The sequence below is a fragment of the Flavobacteriales bacterium genome (assembly GCA_020435415.1).
Lineage (GTDB): Bacteria > Bacteroidota > Bacteroidia > JACJYZ01 > JACJYZ01 > JACJYZ01.
In genome coordinates, this window is the sequence record JAGQZQ010000003.1 from 34,347 (window position 1) to 53,174 (window position 18,828).

The following is an 18,828-nucleotide window of genomic DNA, read 5'->3' on the forward strand; positions in this document are numbered from 1 at the left end:
AATGGTCCCGGGAAAATAAAAGCCAAGGGATACTGCCCAAAATAAAATAAATTTGCGTGGCATCAGTTCAAAGAACCGTGCGTAAAGTTTTCACATACCATTATTTCATCGTAGGCATTTCCCTGCTTATGTTGGCATCGTGTTCAACAAAGAAGAACTCTTTTGTCAACCGCAATTACCATAACCTTACGGCAAGATACAATGGCTATTTCAATGCAAAGGAAAGCGTAAAGGAAGGCGTTGCCGGACTGGAGAAAGGCCACATTGATGATTATTCCGTCGTGCTTGATGTGTATCCCGATGGTTCACAGGAAGTGGCTCAGGCATTTTTTCCGCAGATGGACCGGGCCATCAAGAAGTGTTCTCAGGTGATCCAGCGCCACTCGATGGACATTAAGAAGATCGAACATTGTAACTGGATCGACGACAGTTTCCTTTTGATGGGTGAAGCCCAGTTTTACAAGCAGGAGTTTGCAACAGCGTTGGAAACATTCGACTATGTAGCAAAGCGCTATGACAAGAACGAGATCAAACATGACGCCAGGCTTTGGCTGGTTAGAACATATGCCGAACTGGGGCGCTTTGATGACGGACTCCTGATTCTGGATATGATCAAGAACGACAAGGATTTTCCGAAAAAACTCAAAGGAGAATACGAGACGGTCTATGCGGATTTCTTCCTGAAACAGAAGGATTATATCAATGGCGCCATCCATCTTCAAAAGGCGATCTCCCTCACGCGCAAAAGGAAAAGAAGGGTCCGTCTGATGTTTATCCTTGCCCAGATATATCAAAAAGATGGTGAATACAAAAAGGCCGGCAGACTCTTTGAACAGGTGGTGAAGTTGAACCCGCCCTATGAGATGGCCTTTAATGCGAAGATCAATCATGCACGTGCGTTGGGAGCGGACGGCGGAAAGGCCAGCGCATCGGCAAAGGCGAATATCCGCAAGCAACTGGATAAGATGTTGAGGGATGACAAGAACATCGAGTATTTTGATCAGATACATTATACCCTTGCGCAGATGTCGCTCAGCGAAGGAAAGACAGATGAAGCATTGCAACACCTGGAGAATTCTGTCAGATCAAGCACCGGGAACCCCAAACAGAAAGGACTTTCCTATCTGCTGATGGCGGATGTCCACTTTGACCTGCGCGACTATCCGGAGGCCCAGGCTTATTATGATAGTTCTGTGACGCAACTTCCGGCGGAATATGAAAGGTATCAGGAAGCCCTCAACAAGAAGAACAGCCTAACCGGCCTGGTACGTAATCTGAATGTGATCATGGTGGAGGATAGCCTTCAGCGGATCGCAAAGATGGGCGATTCGGAAAGGGATGCGTTTATTGAGGATCTGATCAGGGAAGCCATCCGCGAAGAGGAGGAGAAGCAGATAGAAGAAGAAGAGCGTGCGAGACGTTCCCGGGAACTCATCACCCAGAATTCCGCGCAAAAGAATGCCAATACCAATCCGGGCAGTATCGGTGGGTGGTACTTCTATAACCCCACCACCCTGGCCAGTGGCCTGGCAGAGTTCAAGACACGTTGGGGAGACAGGCCCATGGAGGATAATTGGCGCAGGTCCAATAAAAATACCTTCGGAGGATTCTCCGAAGAGGAAGAAGCAGATAGTCTGGAAGCGAGTAAGACCAGAGACCTTAAGGTTAAGAACATACGTGACAAACAGGCTTACCTTAAAAATATTCCTATCACCGAGGAAGCCATGGCACAGTCTGAAAGCCGTTTGATCGAAGCATACTACCAGCTTGCCATCATTTATAAAGAACGACTCGATGATCAGGATGAGGCGATCAGTACCTTCAAGGAATTGATGAAGCGTTATCCGAATAATAAATACCGCGCCCCCGTATCCTATTTTCTATATCTGCTATTATCTGAAAAAGGACTGGATGCTGATGCATCGGAGTACAAGAATATCTTACTGTCTGAGTTTCCGGAATCTGAATATGCACAGCTGATCTCCAATCCTAATTACGTTCAGGAAAAGAAGATGGAGCAGGCGGAAGCGGTCAAGTTGTATGAACAAAGCTTCCAGGCTTTCAAGGAAAAGAAATACCAGGTAGTTCTGGACAATTATCAAATGGCTGACTCACTCCATAAGGGTGGCGCTTATGCTCCGAAGTTCGCCTTGCTTAATGCCCTGGCCATCGGAAATACCAGGGGTACGGACTCCGTATTTGTGGCCGCACTTGAAGAGGTATCCACCCAGTATGCATACGATGATGCCGGTAGCCGCGCTGCGGAAATACTTGAGGCCATGAAAACCGCCAGGACAGCGGAATCAGAAAAGGATACAACAGCTGTCATCAAAGAAACGACGGATTCTTTAGGCAGTTATGAAGTGAATATGGATGAAGTACATTATTTTGTGATGGTGGTACCTAGCGGTAAGGAAAGTATTGATAAGCTGAAGACGGAGCTTTCGGATTTCAATGCCAAGTTTCATGGCCTTGAGAAATTTACCATCTCAGCGATGATCCTGGATCCTGCGCGTCAGTTGATCATGGTGAAAGGCTTTGAAAACGGCAATAAAGCCAAGGGATACTATCTCAATGTCAACAGGCAGTTCGAACCGTTAACGGAAGGCTCATTACAAGGCGCGCCAGCATTCGTGATCTCCGCTGCCAACTTCATCCGTTTCTATCAGCAGAAGGATGTGGAAGGTTACCAGGCCTTCTTCAAGCAAAAATTTCCGCTTTAAGTCAGGTTTTCAGAAAGGATACGCATCTCCGCTACCGGCGAGATTTTCTCATAAAGTATCCGGTATACCGCATCGCAAATGGGAATATCTACCTGGAACTTTTTATTGATTTCCTGAATGCAACGTACGGCATAATAGCCTTCAGCGATCATATCCATTTCCATCTGCGCCGACTTCACCGAGTATCCTTTCCCGATCATATTGCCAAAGGTCCGGTTGCGGGAAAACTGAGAGTATGCGGTTACCAGGAGATCGCCCAGATAGGCCGAGCTTTTGACATCCCGGTGAATGGGGTGTACTGCATCCACGAAGCGTTCAATTTCCTGGATGCCATTGGCGATCAGGACCGCCTGGAAGTTGTCGCCATAACCCAGGCCATGGCAAATACCACTGGCGATAGCGAATACGTTCTTCAGCACGGCGGAGAGCTCGGTCCCGAAGAGGTCATCGGTTGTGGAAGTCTTGATATACCTGCATGCGAGGAGATCGGCCAGAACAGATGCCTTTTTTTCATCCTGGCAACCCACGGTCAGGTAGGATAATTTTTCCAGGGCCACTTCCTCTGCATGACAGGGCCCGCAGATGATGCCGATGTTCTCATAAGGCACACGAAATTGCTTATGGATGAATCGTGCAGGTATGGCATTGTATTCCGGAACAATACCCTTGATGGCTGAGAAAACGATCTTGTTTTCCATGCCTTCCACCGGAAAGTCTTTGAACACACCCAGCAAAAATGCGGAAGGCACAGAGAGAATCAGATGGGTGCAATGATCCACGACCTTCTGGAGGTCGTTCTCCATGCGGATCTGCTCGGGATTGAATTCAACCGAACTCAGGTATTGCCGGTTGTGATGGAAGCGCTCCATGTGCGCAATGGCCTCGGGGTTGCGCATCCACCAGGTGATCTCCTTTACATTGTTGCAAAGAAGTTTCGCGAGGGCTGTAGCCCAGCTACCACCACCTATTACGCCTATTGAAATGTTTGAGGACAAATGGACTTTCCGTTGTGAGAGCCACAAAGATAAAAATCATTGCGGGTTCGGGGAAGTTGAGATCAAAAGACCTCTGCTCACTTCAAGACCTTGAAGTGAATAAATGCTGATTAAGGTTTGTCAGACAATGTGATGAACATTTTATCGCCTTCTTTCTTAACCTGGACACGCTCCTTCTCCCTCAATCCTTTAATGGCTTTATCCCATTGGTTCTTACTGAGATTAACCTTGTCACGAAGCTCATCAAGGGAAATGCTGTTGCTTCCCATGACTTTCAGTACCAATTCTTCTTGCTCTGATAATATGGGCTCCACCAAGTGAGACGGCACAGCGTTGATAAATTTTTCTGCAAGTGCTGCATCTCCTTCCGGATCAAGGCCTGTTGTCGCTGGTATCATTTCTACACGTTTCTCCGGCCTCATCTGAGGGAAGAACAACACATCCTGGATGCTGTCGCTATCGGTCATGATCATAGCCAGGCGGTCAATACCGATGCCGATTCCGGCGGTTGGTGGCATGCCATATTCGATGGCACGGAGGAAATCCTCGTCCAGGACCATGGCCTCTTCATCGCCGCGCTTACCAAGCTCCAATTGTTCTTCGAAACGCTTGCGTTGGTCGATGGGGTCGTTCAGTTCCGAGAAAGCATTGCAGATCTCTTTACCGTTGCAGATAGCTTCGAAGCGTTCCACCAATCCTTCCTTGGTGCGGTGTTTTTTCGCCAGTGGCGACATTTCCACAGGGTAGTCGGTGATAAAGGTTGGTTGAATGAGGTGTGGTTCGCACTTCTCTCCGAAGATCTCATCGATGATCTTGCCTTTGCCCATGGACTTGTCTACATGTATATCCATGGACTTGGCGGCCGCCCTCAATTCATCCTCGTTCATTTCGGAGATATCCACACCGGTAAAATGTGCAATGGCCTCATACATGGTGTATCGTTTCCAGGGGCGCTGGAAGTTGATGACGTGTTCCCCCACCTGTACCTCGGTGGTACCATGCAGGTCCATCGCGACTTTTTCGATCAGGGTCTCGGCGAGGTTCATCATCCATTCATAATCCTTGTAAGCCACGTACAGTTCCACCTGGGTGAATTCCGGGTTGTGGAAGCGGCTCATCCCTTCATTCCGGAAATCTTTCGAGAATTCAAACACGCCGTTGTACCCGCCTACGATCAGGCGTTTCAGGTATAGCTCATTGGCGATACGCAGGTACAGGGTCATGTCAAGGGTATTGTGATGCGTCTTGAACGGTCGGGCGGCAGCGCCTCCGTATATTGGCTGCAACACCGGTGTCTCTACTTCAAGATAACCCTTGTCGGCCAGGAAATTCCGCATGGAATTCACCATACGGGTGCGTTTGATGAAGGTGTCCTTAACCTCATGATTCACGATCAGATCCACATAACGCATGCGGTAGCGCTGGTCAGGATCTGTGAATGCATCGTGCACGTGACCTTCGTGGTCGGTTTTGACAATAGGCAATGGTCGGAGCGATTTGCAAAGCAGTTTCAGCTCGGTTACATGGATGGAAATGGTTCCGGTGTTGGTGGTGAACACATAACCTTTGACACCGATGATATCACCGATATCCAGTAATTTTTTGAACACGGTATTGTAAAGGGATTGGTCTTCTCCTTTACAAATTTCATCTCTTTTGATGTAGACCTGAATTCGTCCGGTGGCGTCCTGCAATTCTGCAAACGAGGCATTGCCCATGATCCGGCGGGACATGATCCGTCCGGCCATGCTGATATTCTTATAATGGATCTTGTTCAACTCGTAGTGATCCAGAATTTCTTTGGCTGAAGTGTTGACCTCAAAAGCTTCGGCAGGGTAGGGATTGATGCCCAGCTCGGTCAGTTTTTCAAGAGAATCTCTCCTAATGCGTTCTTGTTCGCTCAGTTCTTTGGCCATTTTCGTTAATTTTGCGGTTACCGGTTGCGGACCGTTCCGTGGCGTTGTCTTCACCATTCATATTCCGTACCGGAAGTTACAAATGTAAAACATCGTGCCTGAAGTAGTGCAGGCTTTTAAAATAATGGCGGAGATCCGCCTGAAAATTGACAGCTTATGACCATGCGAGAACTGATCAGCAACTTCCCCAACCAACTTCGGGAGGCCATGTCCATTGGAACTTCAACCCCCTTGCGTGAAGCGGATAAAACCTTTGACAACGTATTGATCACTGGCTTGGGTGGTTCCGGTATCGCCGGGACCATCATTGCGGAACTGACCGCGCAACATGTGAAGATTCCTGTCACCGTAAACAACGACTATTTTATTCCGGCATTCGTAGGACCCAGAACGTTGGTGATTGCCTCTTCTTATTCGGGAAACACCGAAGAAACGCTCGAAGCATTTGAACATGCCCGTAAGCAAGGTGCACACATCGTGTGTATCACCTCAGGCGGAAAGATCGCACAGCTTGCCGATGAGTATGGTTTCGACAAGATCGTTATTCCCGGTGGGATGCCACCGAGGTCTTGTTTCGGATATTCACTCACCCAACAATTTATCATCTTCAGTCATTTCGGTCTCATCAATCAGGCTATGGTGGATGCTTTGAAGGGCGTTCCGGATTTTCTGGATGCGAATCTCACAGAGATCATGAAGAAAGCCGAAGAACTCACAAACTTGTTGTATGGACGTATGCCGGTCATCTATGCCGGAGCAGGTACGGGAGGCGTGGCCATCCGTTTCAGACAACAGGTGAATGAAAATGCAAAGATGCTGTGCTGGCATCACGTGCTTCCGGAAATGAATCACAACGAACTCGTTGGATGGGCCGGTGGCGACGATGAAAAGGCCGTGGTCGTTTTTCGTAATGAGACAGACTACAAGAGCACCCAAAAGCGAATGGATGTCAGCAAGGAAGTGATCCTGAAGTATACCCCGCATTACACTGAGGTGTGGTCCAAAGGTCAAGATCCCGTGACCCGTGCGCTTTACCTGGTGCATCTTGGCGACTGGGTATCGTTACTGTTAGGGGAAAAGAAGGGCGTGGATGTCGTGGAGGTGAATGTGATCGATCACCTGAAATCCGCATTGGCGGCTATCTGACAAAAAATATTCTACCGGCCAGTATGGAAAAAACCTTATTCGTTGATCTGGGAATGAAAGCGTACCAGCCCGCCTGGGACCTTCAGGAGGAGCTGTTCTCCCGGATCATCGCATGGAAAATGCAATCCAGAAACGCGGGAACACCAACCGCTCCCCCGCCCCACTATCTGCTTTTCTGTGAACATCCGCACGTTTATACACTGGGTAAGACAGGAGCGGACGAAAACTTATTGATCAACAATCAGGAACTCGCGGAGAAAGAGGCCACCTATGTTCGCATTAACCGCGGCGGAGATATCACTTATCATGGCCCCGGTCAGATCGTGGGCTACCCTATCCTGGACCTGGAACGTTTTTTTACGGACATACATCGTTATATGCGCTCACTGGAAGAAGGGGTGATCCGCACGCTTGCAGACTATGGCATTGAGGCGGGACGCATCGAAGGCCTCACCGGTGTATGGCTGGATCCGGAAGATCCTGGTAAGGCCAGGAAGATATGCGCCTTGGGAGTGAAGTCCAGCCGCTGGGTTACCATGCATGGCTTTGCCTTTAATGTGGACACCGATCTGAGTTATTTCGGTCATATCGTACCTTGCGGAATTACCGACAAAGGAGTGACCTCCATGGCCAAAGAGCTGAATGCACGTCCGGATATGGAAGAAGTGAAAGCGCGGTTGAAGGACCACCTTGCGGATGTATTCGGTATGACCCTGGTTCCTACAGAAGAAGCGGAATTGAAAGTTCACCCGAGTGAAAAAGAAGCTTCATGAAGAAACGCCTGATCATCACCCTGATCATCCTCACAGCACTGGCAGCTGTTATTCATTTTACCGGAAACAATTATCTGTATTCCGCCGTCTACCACAATTTTGCTAACATCGACGATTACCGGTTCTTCCCAAACCGAACCATTGATGCCGGGCAACCTCAGCCCTGGCCTGTTTCAACCCAATACAACACAGGTGCATTCACCCCATCGGAACAGGAAAACATAGAATCACTGGACCCTGTAGCGTTTCTTGTTTTCCGAAACGATTCACTATTGTTCGAACGCTACTGGGATGGACTGGATCAGAATGGGATCTCCGGTTCCTTTTCCATGGCCAAGTCTGTGGTTGGTGCACTGATCGGGGTCGCCATCGGAGAAGGTCGGATCCGGAATGTAGACCAACCGGTAGGAGACTTCATCCCCTCATTCAAAGAGGGAGATAAAGGCAAGATCACCATTCGCCATCTTCTTACCATGTCCAGCGGCCTGGATTGGGATGAAAGTTATGCCAGTCCGCTATCCGTTACCACCCGTGCTTACTATGGCGATAATATCCCCGTGCTGGTGGATGAAATGAAAGCCATTGAACCACCAGGTGTCGACTATAAATATTTGTCCGGCAATACGCTGGTTCTGGCAGAAGTGATACGCCAGGCAACCGGAAAGAAACTGAGTGATTACCTGTCTGAAACACTTTGGAAACCCATGGGTGCGGAACATGACGGCTTGTGGAGTACGGACAGGGAAGGGGGTACGGAGAAGGCATATTGCTGCATTACGGCAACAGCCAGGGACTTTGCACGTATAGGAAAATTGTACAAGGATGGTGGTACGTGGAACGGCCGGCAGCTTATTCCTGCTGAATACATCGCGGAATCCATCCATCCGGCGCGTTTAAATGATGAAGGGCATCCGTTGGAACGATATGGATATGCGTGGTGGCTTCTGAACCACCATGGGATGAAAATATTTTATGCCAGGGGAATTCTCGGGCAGTATGTATTTGTCATCCCGGAGCATCAGGTGATCATCGTCAGGTTGGGACATCACCGTAACAGTGAATACGTTCAGGGTCACCCTTTGGATGTGATACAAAATATTGAAACCGGTCTGCGTCTTGCCGGTATCTCTGGCCATGAGGAGTAATGATTTTGCAGACCAGCCAATTTGATTTGAAATGAAGAAAGACATAAAATTTCCTGATGTAGAAGATGTGGCGATGGTGGTGGCAAGGGAAGGAGATCATGTAGATGATGCCTGGAATGTATATCTCATCAACATGAAGAAAAAACCGATATCCAGGGTGATGATCACTTCCAAGGGATATGGTGAGAGCGGAGGCCGTGAAGTAAAGACCTCTACCCTGCGTCACTTTTTTGAAGTAATCAACCCGAGGAGTTTTGTAAAAGTGGAGTACTTTCCGGACCATCTGTTCGGTGTAAGCAATGAGTTCTGGCTGAGTTTTTACCTGGATGGCCTGCTCCATGACAAAAAATATATCTTTGTTACCGGAAGCATTTCCGAAGAAAATCTGATCACGATCCCGCTGTTGAAGCTGCCGGGCGTGATGATCAAGTAACACCCGTCAAAGGCCAATCCCATGCTCGACCACATCAACCTGGACAATGTGTTGTTTTTGGATATTGAGACCGTTCCATGCTGGTACAATTATGAAGATTTGCCTGATGCATATCGCGCATTGTGGGAAAGAAAGGCATTGTCACTTGCCCGGGGGCAGGAGGTGGAACCTGAAGATGTGTACGAACGCGCCGGAATCTATGCGGAATTCGGAAAAGTGATATGCATTTCGGTGGGTTTCGTTACCCCTGTCAATGGCCAGCCAGGGATCAAGATCAAATCATTTGCAGGAGATGATGAACATGCGTTGCTGAATGATTTTGCCAACCTTCTGAACAGCCATTATAACAAACCGCAACACTTGCTTTGTGCACATAACGGCAAGGAATTCGATTTTCCTTACCTCGCCCGGCGCATGCTGATCCAAGGTATCCGGTTGCCCAGGATTCTCGACATCGCGGGAAAAAAACCCTGGGAAGTCAATTTCCTTGATACCATGGAACTGTGGAAATTCGGAGATTACAAGAACTACACTTCCCTCAATACCCTTACCACGGTTTTCGGAATCCCGACCCCGAAGGATGACATCACCGGAGCCGATGTGGCCCGTGTGTATTGGGAAGAAAAGGACCTTGAACGGATTGTTGTTTACTGTCAGAAAGATGTGGTTGCCATGGTACAACTTCTGCTCAGGTTCAAGGGTATGCCTGTTATTTCCGAAGACAACGTACAATTCATTGGCTCCTAACAAAACTTTGTGGTTGGTTTTTCGTAGACGTATGTCATTTCTTACCTTTAGAATGAACCATTTATTAATTACCAATCATTGAACCGGGGCGATACAGGAATGCAAGGAAAGAAGCTGGTTGAGATCAGGGATCTGGTGACCGAGTTTCGTACCGAAGACGAGTACGTAAAGGCGGTCAATGAAATTTCATTCACCATCAACAGGGGTCAGACCGTGGGTGTGGTGGGTGAGTCCGGTTCCGGGAAGTCCGTTACCGCACTTTCGGTCATGCGTCTGGTTGCCAGTCCACCCGGCAAAATCTCCAAAGGTGAGATTCTATTCGACAGTCCCACCATCGGTCCAGTGGATCTGTTAAAGCTTTCGGAGAAACAAATGCGAAGCCTGCGTGGCAATGAGATCGCCATGATCTTCCAGGAGCCGATGACCTCACTCAACCCGGTGATCACCAATGGAAGTCAGGTGATGGAAGCCATCATGCTGCACCAGAATGTAGACAAGAAAGAAGCGAAGGAACGCACCATTGCCTTGTTTGAAGAGGTGCAACTTCCCAGGCCTGAAGTAATCTTCAAAAACTATCCACACCAGATATCAGGTGGACAAAAGCAACGGGTGATGATTGCCATGGCCATGTCGTGTAATCCGTCCGTACTGATTGCTGATGAACCCACCACCGCCCTGGATGTTACCGTACAAAAGACCATCCTGGATCTGATGAAGAAATTGCAGCAACAGCATGACATGGGCATCCTGTTCATCACCCACGATCTTGGTGTGATTGCTGAACTGGCGGATCAGGTGGTGGTGATGTACAAGGGTAAGATCGTAGAGCAGGGAACTGTCTGGGATATCTTCTCGAATCCACAACATCCATATACAAAAGGCTTGCTTGCCTGTCGCCCGCCGCTGGATAAAAAACTCCATTGGTTGCCAACGGTCTCCGATTTTATGAAGGTCGGGGGAGATGGTGTAATGACGGAAAGTACCAATACCGTTGAAGAAGTATTATCACGGTTTGAAGTTTCCAGGGATGAGCAAAGGCAGCGGGAACTCGGACTATACGGCAGGGATCCCTTGCTGAAAGTAAGAAACCTGAAAACATATTTTCCTGCCGGCAATGGTATGTTCGGCAAAGGGAAAGACTATACGCGGGCGGTAGACGACGTGACCTTCGATGTTTATCCCGGAGAAACACTTGGCCTTGTAGGCGAGTCGGGGTGTGGAAAAACCACGCTTGGCAGGACCATTCTCCGGCTCATTGATCCGACGGAAGGAGAGGTGTATTTTGATGAACGGCCCATCCATTCCATGACACAGGATGAGCTCCGCCCGATCCGCAAGGACATACAGATCATCTTTCAGGACCCGTATTCTTCTCTTAATCCGCGCATGACCATTGGTGAGGCCATCCTGGAGCCCATGCGTGTGCATAAGATCGGTGAGTCCGACAAGGAGAGAAAGGGGAAGGTGATTGAATTGCTGAAGCGTGTGAATCTGCAGGAAAGTCATTACCACAGGTATCCCCATGAGTTTTCCGGTGGCCAGCGACAACGTATCTGCATTGCCCGTGCGCTGGGTTTGAAGCCCAGATTTATCATCTGTGATGAGAGCGTTTCGGCGTTGGACGTTTCCGTGCAGGCGCAGGTGCTGAACCTGTTAATAGAGCTACGCGAGTCGTTCGGCTTTACGTATATTTTTATTTCCCATGACCTCTCGGTCGTAAAATTCATGTCTGACCGGATGATCGTCATGAACAACGGAAAGATCGAAGAGATGGGGCCTGCGGAAGAGATCTACCATCGCCCGCAATCAGACTATACCAAAAAACTTATCAATGCCATTCCCAAAGGTCGCCTGGAAGATATCCAGCAGGCGATGAAGGTGAAGGGACAGGGATAGACGCGAATTTTAGTTCCGTTCCATGCCATTTTTCACGGGATCGTATCTTTAGGCCTTCATTCCGTTTTACACGGACTTATCCGAAGGCATGCACATCATCCGACTCTTACGCCCTCAACAATGGATCAAGAACCTGATCCTTTTCTTTCCGGTGTTCTTTGCCGGGAAGATCACGGATGTTGGGGCCATTCAATGGGTATTATTGGGCGTCCTGGCATTTTGCCTGGCGGCATCTGCAGTTTATATTCTTAACGACTGGATGGACCGCGAAGCGGATAAGCTTCATCCCGTGAAGCGTTTCCGGCCCATCGCATCAGGTCATGTGGCTGCCGGACAAGCTGTCGTCACGATGATACTTTTGGCTGGCTCTGCCCTAACCATCGCCTTTATGCTGGATCAGACTTTCCTGCTGATTCTTGCTGGTTACCTGTTACTCAACATCAGTTATACCATGGGCCTGAAACACGTGGCCGTATTGGATGTAAGCATTGTGGGGCTCGGCTTTCTCATTCGTATTCTGGCCGGGGGTGTACTGGCGGACGTAGAGATCTCCAGGTGGATCGTGCTGGTATCATTTGTTCTGGCATTGTTCCTTGCCATTGCTAAAAGACGGGAGGATGTGTTGCTTCATCAGGAAAGCGGTGAGGTCACCAGGAAGTCCGTTACCGGTTACAACCTGCCCTATATTTCCGGCGCGATCATCCTGATGGCCGCTGTGGTGATCGTCGCATACATGATGTATACGGTATCACCGGAGGTGATCGCACGCACCCATTCTCCGCATCTTTATCTCACCACGATCCTGGTGATCATTGGCGTATTAAAATACCTCCAGTTGACCCTGGTGGAAAACAAAAGTGGTGATCCAGTCAGACTGTTACTCGGTCAACCGTTCCTTTTGGTGCTGGTGGTGGCGTGGTTGGCAATCATGTATTTGATGATCTACCTATGAACACGGCAACCAACTGGGGAAACTACCCGGTGGTCCGGGCCGATTGGTATGAAGGAAATCAACCGGATAAAATAAAGGACTGGCTTTTTGCCGAAGACGATCCGGTGATCCCACGCGGACTGGGCAGGTGTTACGGAGATTCATCGCTGGGTGAACGCATCTGGTCTTCCAACGCACTGGATCGTATTCTTGCCTTTGATCCGGTAACCGGCATGGTGCGGTGTGAAGGAGGGGTCAGTCTGGACAAGATCATCACCACCTGCCTTTCTGCGGGGTGGTTTATTCCGGTCACACCGGGTACGAGGTATGTGACCATCGGCGGTGGCATTGCCTCTGATATCCATGGCAAGAACCACCATTCGGAAGGTACATTTTCCAGGCACGTATTATCACTGACGTTGCTGGCTCCCGATGGTCGCATCGTGACGTGCAGCCCTTCCGAACAGCCGGAACTTTTTCACGCAACAAGTGGCGGCATGGGGCTCACGGGCATCATCCTGCAAGCCACCATGCAGCTTAAAAAGGTGGAAAGCGCATGGATCAAACAGGTGAATAAAAAGGCAGCCAACCTGGAAGAGGTGATGGCTTTGTTTGACACGCACATTGCTTCGACCTATTCAGTGGCCTGGATTGATACCCTGGCCAGCGGAAAGAACCTCGGGCGCAGCATCCTGATGCTGGGTGAACATGCACTTGCATCCGAGGTTACCGGCAATCCCTTTGAAATACCGGCAAAACGCAAGATCACCATTCCTCCTTTCTTTCCTTCCTTTCTTTTGAATCGTTTGTCCGTTACGGCCTTTAACAAATGGTTCTATTTCAGGAATGCGAATCGCGGTGAGTTCCTGACAGACTACGATGAATATTTTTATCCTTTGGATAGCCTGCTGCACTGGAACAGGATATACGGCAAGAAAGGGTTTACACAATATCAATTGGTGGTCCCGATCGAGTCGGGTAAAGAAGCGCTTACAAAAATTCTTGACGAATGCAGATCAGCCGGCTATGCCTCCTTCCTTTCTGTCCTCAAGTTATTCGGAGATCAGGCACCGGGTATGATATCCTTCCCGAAAAAAGGCTATACCCTCACCCTTGATTTTCCGCTGAACAAAGGACTGTTGCCATTTCTCGAACGCCTGGATGCCATCGTGAAGGATTACAACGGACGGTTGTACCTTGCTAAAGATGTCAGGATGTCTGAACAAATGTTCTTTGATACCTATCCCGGTGCGGAGGATTACAGGAACTTTCTGAAGCAATGGGATCCGGACGGTCGTTTTGCTTCCCTGCAGTCCCGGCGGATCGGATTGAGTAAAATACAAACCACAAATCACAATGGTTCATCCATGGAAAAGAATACAAAGTCGGTATTGGTGATAGGTGCTTCTTCCGGCCTGGGAAGGGCATTGGCCAAAAAGTATGCACAGGAAAAGTGGGAGGTGACCCTGGCATCGAGAGATGTTGCCGCACTGAATTTGCTGGCTGGTGAGATCGAAAAGGAATCGGGAAAACGTCCGGCAGTGGAAGCCATGGATGTTGCCGCTATGGAGACACACCGCAGTATGGCGTCAAGGCTTGCACCGGATACCGTTATCTGCTGTGCGGGATATCTCGGAAACCAGGAGAATGCAATGGAGGATCCGGAAGAGTTCAGGAAACTGATGGACACGAATTTTTATGGGCCAGCCTCTCTTTTCAATGAATGGGCGCGGGTTTTTGCGCGAAGAAAAAGCGGCTGTCTGATAGGCGTGAGTTCCGTTGCGGGTGACCGTGGACGGCAAAGCAACTATGCTTACGGAAGTGCAAAAGCAGGCTTCACCGCATATCTGTCGGGTCTGCGAAACCGCCTTCAACCCGACAATGTGCATGTGATGACGGTCATTCCAGGCTTCATGAGAACCGCCATGACCGAGGGCCTGCCACTCCCGGCACCACTGACCGCATCTCCGGAACAGGCGGCTAATGACATCTACAAAGCCCACATGCGCAGGAAAAATGTGGTCTACACTTTATGGATGTGGAAGTACCTGATGATGATCATCAAAATGATCCCGGAACCCGTCTTCAAGAAACTAAAGCTCTGATGCCACGTACCCTGGCTCTTTTTGATCTGGACGGGACCCTCACCGAGAAGGACACACTCCTGGAGTTTATCCGGTATGTTCACGGTGAAGGTGGATTCCTATCCGGTATGGCGCGTAATCTCCCGTGGTTGGCGGCCTACAAGTTGCATTTGATCCCGAACTGGAAGGCGAAAGAAAAAGTGTTGAAGCATTTCTTTGGCGGAATGTCAGCGGAGGAATTTAAAGAAAAGGCGTCCGCATTCGGCATGACCGTCCTCCCCGAACTGATCAGAAAAGACACCTTGGAAAAGCTCAGACAACATGAACGGGATGGTGCCGTTATCGCTGTGGTGACCGCTTCAGTTGAAGCATGGGTGAAGCCCTGGACAGAAACCATGAAAATACATTGTATTGCCAGTGACCTTGAAGTGGTCAGTGGCGCGATCACCGGCAGGATCATTCCTGCAAACTGCTACGGGCCGGAAAAGGAGCGCAGGGTACGTGCCCATTTTAATCTTAATGAATTTGAACGCATATTTGCCTACGGCAACAGCCGGGGGGATCGGGAATTACTGGCCATGGCAAATGAGGGCTTCCACATAAGATAAACACTTTGTAGTTTTTGTCTATCAAAAATAAATCAGAAGAATGGATGCAGCGTATCTCGGATTGGACCGGGAATAACGCTACCTATATCTGTTGGTTTTTCATCATCCTGAGTTTTTGTCTGCGTATGCTGCACGTGGGTGATGAGAGCCTGCACCTGGATGAAGCTGTCAGCGTTTATCACTCCCAACAGTCTCCTGCGGTTTTTATGGATATCCTCAAGGATGATCCCAATCCGCCGCTATTCAATCTTCTGATCGCCGGGTGGGTGCGTCTTTTCGGTGTTTCCCTGGTATCAGCACGCATCATGTGCACTGTCCTGAATGCCCTTACCATCGGTGTGTTCTTTCTTTTTCTGAGGAAAAATGCAGGTGGGATATCTGCAATACTGGGCGCCTCCCTGCTGACTTTCTCAAATCTTCAGCTGGCATTTTCCCACGACGCGAGAAGTTTTACACTTGTAGGATTTCTGGCGGTGATCTCCATGTACCTGTTCATGGAATTGTTTTTCCGCCGAACCTTAAGAAAAACGATCCTGTTTGCGGTGGTCAACAGTTTATTGATGTACACGCATTATGCTTCAGTGTTCCTTTTCGTCGGTCAGTTCATGACCGTGTTGTTATGTGTGCGGGATAAAAAGACATGGTATTATTACCTGGGAAGTCAGTTAGGATCGGTCTTGTTATTTGCACCCTGGCTCAAGTTTGTAATCGGGGTTTCCGGACGTGAACCGTCATGGATTCCTGTACCCCGGTTGTTAGACATACGCTACATCTACCAGGACTTTCTGAATGGATACGATTCGTTAAGGGTCATCATATTGATTACGCTTCTGGCAGGCATTTTCTTCATCAGGAGTAAGTGGAGGTCCGGCACCATGGATAAGGATCGTGTGCTGGTCATATTAATGCTCGGATGTGGATACATATCGGTTATCGCAGCATTTGCCTTCTCCCAGGTTAAGTCTTTGTTTTTGCCCAAATACCTGATGTACACGGTCATCGGTCAGGTAGGACTGTTGGCTGTATTGCTGGGTAGAACGACCTCCATACCAACAGCAGCGAGGATGGCAGGTGCAGCTGCGGTGTTGTGGTTTTACATCAGTGCATTTAACGTACACCCGACGAAAGGGGAAGACTGGAAACATGCGACGTCATTCATCAAAAGCACCATCAAACCCGGAGATGCCATACTGGTGGCACCCTGGTGTACCTATCTGCCGTTCACCTACTATTATGATCCGGAGGCTTTCAGCGAAGACGAGCATACCATTCCGCTCATGAATGAACGTGATGTGTTTTTCATCAGCGCATTGAACGTTGAGCGCGATACGTTTGTCAGACCTTATCAAAGGGTGTTTTATGTGGAAGCGCATCAGGCCGATCTTGGTGGCGTTGGTGAAAACATTTCTGGCGAACTCAAGCGAACCATGACGCCGATTATCGAGCGGTTGTTTCCAAGCATTAAAGTGAGGCTGTATGAAAACCGGACCGAACCGGATTCGATGGCCTGGGAGTTGCTTGCGAAGGAGGTCCACAACCTGGAAGTGCCGCTTGGTGAGACGCATTGGAATAACGAAAACACCATCACAGATGAAGTGGCCTTTGAAGGGAGTCGTTCCTCCAGGGCATACAGCGACATGCCTTATGGCATCTGTTATACGGACAAGTTCGACAGGATATATACCGGCAAGGGTATGGTAAGGGTCGTGCTCGATCTCCAAAGCATGAGCAGGCATCCCGTGAATACGGGCATTGCAGTGCAGGTGATTGATCAGTCCGGAAATAAGGTAAGAGAAGAATACTTTAACACCGATCATCTTCCGGGTCAGGAAAATAAATGGCTGCCCGGTCACTTCAATTTTGCACTTTTGCCTTCCGAGATTCGTGGGTCGGAATTGAAGATATTTGTCTACAATCCTCAGGAAGAACCGGTTTATGTTGATAACTTTGAGGTGAAAATCTATGGAGAAAAGTAACGGACAAGAATACAACTGCTGCATCATCGGTGCAGGACCTGCGGGCCTGGGTACGGCCTGGGAGCTGGTTAAGAACGGCGAAACAAATCTGATCATCATCGACAGGAATGAGGTGGTGGGCGGACTGGCAAGAACGGAAATACGGGATGGCGCCAGATTTGATGTGGGACCGCACCGGTTCTTTACCAAGAATGAGGAAGTGAATGCATTGTGGAAGGAAGTGCTCGGGAGCGACTTTATCCCTGTAGACAGGCTTACCAGGATATATTACAAAGGCAAGTTTTTCAATTATCCCATCAAGGCACAGGACGTATTGTTGAAGTTGGGCCCACTAGAGTCGTTTCAGGCCATGGTCTCCTACGGCCTGGCACGTATCAAACCAAAAAAGAAAGCGAACACTTTTGAAGAGTGGATCTCACAAATGTTTGGTACCAAGCTCTACAAAACATTTTTTAAAACTTACACCGAGAAGGTGTGGGGGATTCCTTGCAGTGAGATCGGAGCGGAGTGGGCGGCACAACGCATCAAAGGGTTGAATTTCGTGCAGGTGGTAAAAAATGCCCTGGCCGGCAGCGGTAAAGGAAAGCCTAAAACACTCGTGGATCAGTTCGACTATCCCGTAGAAGGAGCGGGCCAGATGTACGAGAAGATGGCGGAGCGCGTCGTGGAAAAAGGAGGAAAGATCCTGATGAATACGACCGTGAAGAAATTTGTGATGGAGAACGGTGCCCTGACAGGCGTGGTCGTTACAGACCAAAGCGGACAGGAAGCCACCATCAAAGCCAGACATTTCTTCAACAGCGCACCCATCACCCACTTCTTTCACTTGTTGAATCCGGCACCTCCTGCGGAACTGAATGATGCCGCCAATGCGCTCTACTACCGGGAACACATCACCGTTAATTTTCTCATCACCGGAGAGAATCTCTTTCCGGATCAGTGGATTTACGTCCATGCACCCGAGGTAAAAGCCGCACGCATTGCGAACTACAACAATTTTTCCGACAGGATGACATCCAAACGATCGGAGACGGCCGTTAGCGTCGAGTACTTCGTGTTCAAGTCTGACGATCTATGGAAGATGTCCGATGAGGCGTTGGTGAAACTGGCCGGCAGGGAAATGGAGATGATCGGGCTGTGCAAGGAGAAGGATATCATCAACGGCTGGGTGGTTCGTGAGACGGAAAGTTATCCTACCTACTACCTGGGCTACGAGGAACCTTACAATGCACTTCGGGATTACCTGGACGCCATTCATAACTTGAGCCCAATCGGACGCGGAGGTCTGTACAAATACAACAACCAGGATCATTCTACCTATAGCGGACTCCTTGCTGCACGCAATTACCTCAAGCTTCCGGGAAGTCCGTATAACCTCTGGAACATCAATATAGATGCAGAGTATCACGAGAGCGCCGAACGCAGCGTATAATGCTTTAAGCAAGTCTGAATGCC

The 18,828-nt window shown here is 49.1% G+C and carries 14 protein-coding genes; 12 read left to right on the forward strand and 2 right to left on the reverse strand.

The window, feature by feature from the left end:
• The first annotated feature begins 56 nt into the window (after positions 1 to 56).
• The gene (locus KDD36_01250; protein MCB0395245.1) at positions 57 to 2,723 is read left to right on the forward strand and encodes a tetratricopeptide repeat protein; all 2,667 of its coding nucleotides are present in this window, start codon (positions 57 to 59) and stop codon (positions 2,721 to 2,723) included.
• Here KDD36_01250 and KDD36_01255 read toward each other — a convergent pair.
• Complete coding sequence (locus KDD36_01255) at positions 2,720 to 3,706, reverse strand: NAD(P)H-dependent glycerol-3-phosphate dehydrogenase (protein ID MCB0395246.1); 987 nt, start codon at positions 3,704 to 3,706, stop codon at positions 2,720 to 2,722. The two genes, KDD36_01250 and KDD36_01255, sit on opposite strands and share 4 nt — an antisense overlap.
• A gap of 122 nt (positions 3,707 to 3,828) precedes the next feature.
• Positions 3,829 to 5,634 carry a lysine--tRNA ligase gene (lysS, locus tag KDD36_01260; protein ID MCB0395247.1) on the reverse strand — a complete coding sequence of 602 codons (1,806 nt, stop codon included), beginning with the start codon at positions 5,632 to 5,634 and terminating at the stop codon, positions 3,829 to 3,831.
• Positions 5,635 to 5,796: 162 nt separating this feature from the next.
• Here lysS and KDD36_01265 point away from each other — a divergent pair, with 162 nt between their 5' ends.
• The 11 genes from KDD36_01265 to KDD36_01315 all read left to right on the forward strand — a co-directional run bounded on the left by KDD36_01265 (position 5,797) and on the right by KDD36_01315 (position 18,805).
• Positions 5,797 to 6,780, forward strand: coding sequence for a bifunctional phosphoglucose/phosphomannose isomerase (locus tag KDD36_01265; protein MCB0395248.1), 984 nt, complete (start codon positions 5,797 to 5,799; stop codon positions 6,778 to 6,780).
• A 23-nt stretch (positions 6,781 to 6,803) separates the two neighbouring features.
• Complete coding sequence (lipB, locus tag KDD36_01270) at positions 6,804 to 7,553, forward strand: lipoyl(octanoyl) transferase LipB (protein MCB0395249.1); 750 nt, start codon at positions 6,804 to 6,806, stop codon at positions 7,551 to 7,553.
• On the forward strand, positions 7,550 to 8,698 hold the full coding sequence (locus KDD36_01275; protein ID MCB0395250.1) for a serine hydrolase: 1,149 nt from the start codon (positions 7,550 to 7,552) through the stop codon (positions 8,696 to 8,698). Before lipB ends, KDD36_01275 begins: the two co-directional genes overlap by 4 nt.
• A gap of 31 nt (positions 8,699 to 8,729) precedes the next feature.
• Positions 8,730 to 9,131 (forward strand): hypothetical protein, encoded by a 402-nt coding sequence (locus KDD36_01280; protein ID MCB0395251.1) that lies wholly within the window; start codon positions 8,730 to 8,732, stop codon positions 9,129 to 9,131.
• 21 nt (positions 9,132 to 9,152) lie between these two features.
• Positions 9,153 to 9,878: a 3'-5' exonuclease gene (locus KDD36_01285; protein ID MCB0395252.1), complete on the forward strand. Its 726-nt coding sequence runs from the start codon at positions 9,153 to 9,155 to the stop codon at positions 9,876 to 9,878.
• A gap of 99 nt (positions 9,879 to 9,977) precedes the next feature.
• Complete coding sequence (locus KDD36_01290) at positions 9,978 to 11,774, forward strand: ABC transporter ATP-binding protein (protein ID MCB0395253.1); 1,797 nt, start codon at positions 9,978 to 9,980, stop codon at positions 11,772 to 11,774.
• Between the two features lie 88 nt (positions 11,775 to 11,862).
• Positions 11,863 to 12,726, forward strand: coding sequence for a decaprenyl-phosphate phosphoribosyltransferase (locus KDD36_01295; GenBank protein ID MCB0395254.1), 864 nt, complete (start codon positions 11,863 to 11,865; stop codon positions 12,724 to 12,726).
• Positions 12,723 to 14,810, forward strand: a complete 2,088-nt coding sequence (locus tag KDD36_01300; GenBank protein MCB0395255.1) for an SDR family oxidoreductase — start codon at positions 12,723 to 12,725, stop codon at positions 14,808 to 14,810. Before KDD36_01295 ends, KDD36_01300 begins: the two co-directional genes overlap by 4 nt.
• The gene (locus KDD36_01305) at positions 14,810 to 15,397 is read left to right on the forward strand and encodes an HAD-IB family hydrolase (protein MCB0395256.1); all 588 of its coding nucleotides are present in this window, start codon (positions 14,810 to 14,812) and stop codon (positions 15,395 to 15,397) included. Before KDD36_01300 ends, KDD36_01305 begins: the two co-directional genes overlap by 1 nt.
• A gap of 14 nt (positions 15,398 to 15,411) precedes the next feature.
• A complete protein-coding gene (locus tag KDD36_01310) occupies positions 15,412 to 17,373 on the forward strand; it encodes a glycosyltransferase family 39 protein (GenBank protein ID MCB0395257.1) in 1,962 nt (653 codons plus the stop codon).
• Positions 17,360 to 18,805: an NAD(P)/FAD-dependent oxidoreductase gene (locus KDD36_01315; protein MCB0395258.1), complete on the forward strand. Its 1,446-nt coding sequence runs from the start codon at positions 17,360 to 17,362 to the stop codon at positions 18,803 to 18,805. The genes KDD36_01310 and KDD36_01315 overlap by 14 nt, the downstream gene beginning before the upstream one ends.
• The last annotated feature ends 23 nt before the right edge of the window (positions 18,806 to 18,828 follow it).

Excerpts from the sequence above, each read along its gene's own strand:
- KDD36_01295 (MCB0395254.1), top strand. The coding sequence starts at position 11,863 with ATGCACATCATCCGACTCTTACGCCCTCAACAATGGATCAAGAACCTG.
- lysS (MCB0395247.1), bottom strand. The coding sequence starts at position 5,634 with ATGGCCAAAGAACTGAGCGAACAAGAACGCATTAGGAGAGATTCTCTT.
- KDD36_01305 (MCB0395256.1), top strand. The coding sequence starts at position 14,810 with ATGCCACGTACCCTGGCTCTTTTTGATCTGGACGGGACCCTCACCGAG.
- KDD36_01300 (MCB0395255.1), top strand. The coding sequence starts at position 12,723 with ATGAACACGGCAACCAACTGGGGAAACTACCCGGTGGTCCGGGCCGAT.
- KDD36_01265 (MCB0395248.1), top strand. The coding sequence starts at position 5,797 with ATGCGAGAACTGATCAGCAACTTCCCCAACCAACTTCGGGAGGCCATG.
- KDD36_01280 (MCB0395251.1), top strand. The coding sequence starts at position 8,730 with ATGAAGAAAGACATAAAATTTCCTGATGTAGAAGATGTGGCGATGGTG.
- KDD36_01290 (MCB0395253.1), top strand. The coding sequence starts at position 9,978 with ATGCAAGGAAAGAAGCTGGTTGAGATCAGGGATCTGGTGACCGAGTTT.
- KDD36_01285 (MCB0395252.1), top strand. The coding sequence starts at position 9,153 with ATGCTCGACCACATCAACCTGGACAATGTGTTGTTTTTGGATATTGAG.
- KDD36_01275 (MCB0395250.1), top strand. The coding sequence starts at position 7,550 with ATGAAGAAACGCCTGATCATCACCCTGATCATCCTCACAGCACTGGCA.
- KDD36_01315 (MCB0395258.1), top strand. The coding sequence starts at position 17,360 with ATGGAGAAAAGTAACGGACAAGAATACAACTGCTGCATCATCGGTGCA.
- lipB (MCB0395249.1), top strand. The coding sequence starts at position 6,804 with ATGGAAAAAACCTTATTCGTTGATCTGGGAATGAAAGCGTACCAGCCC.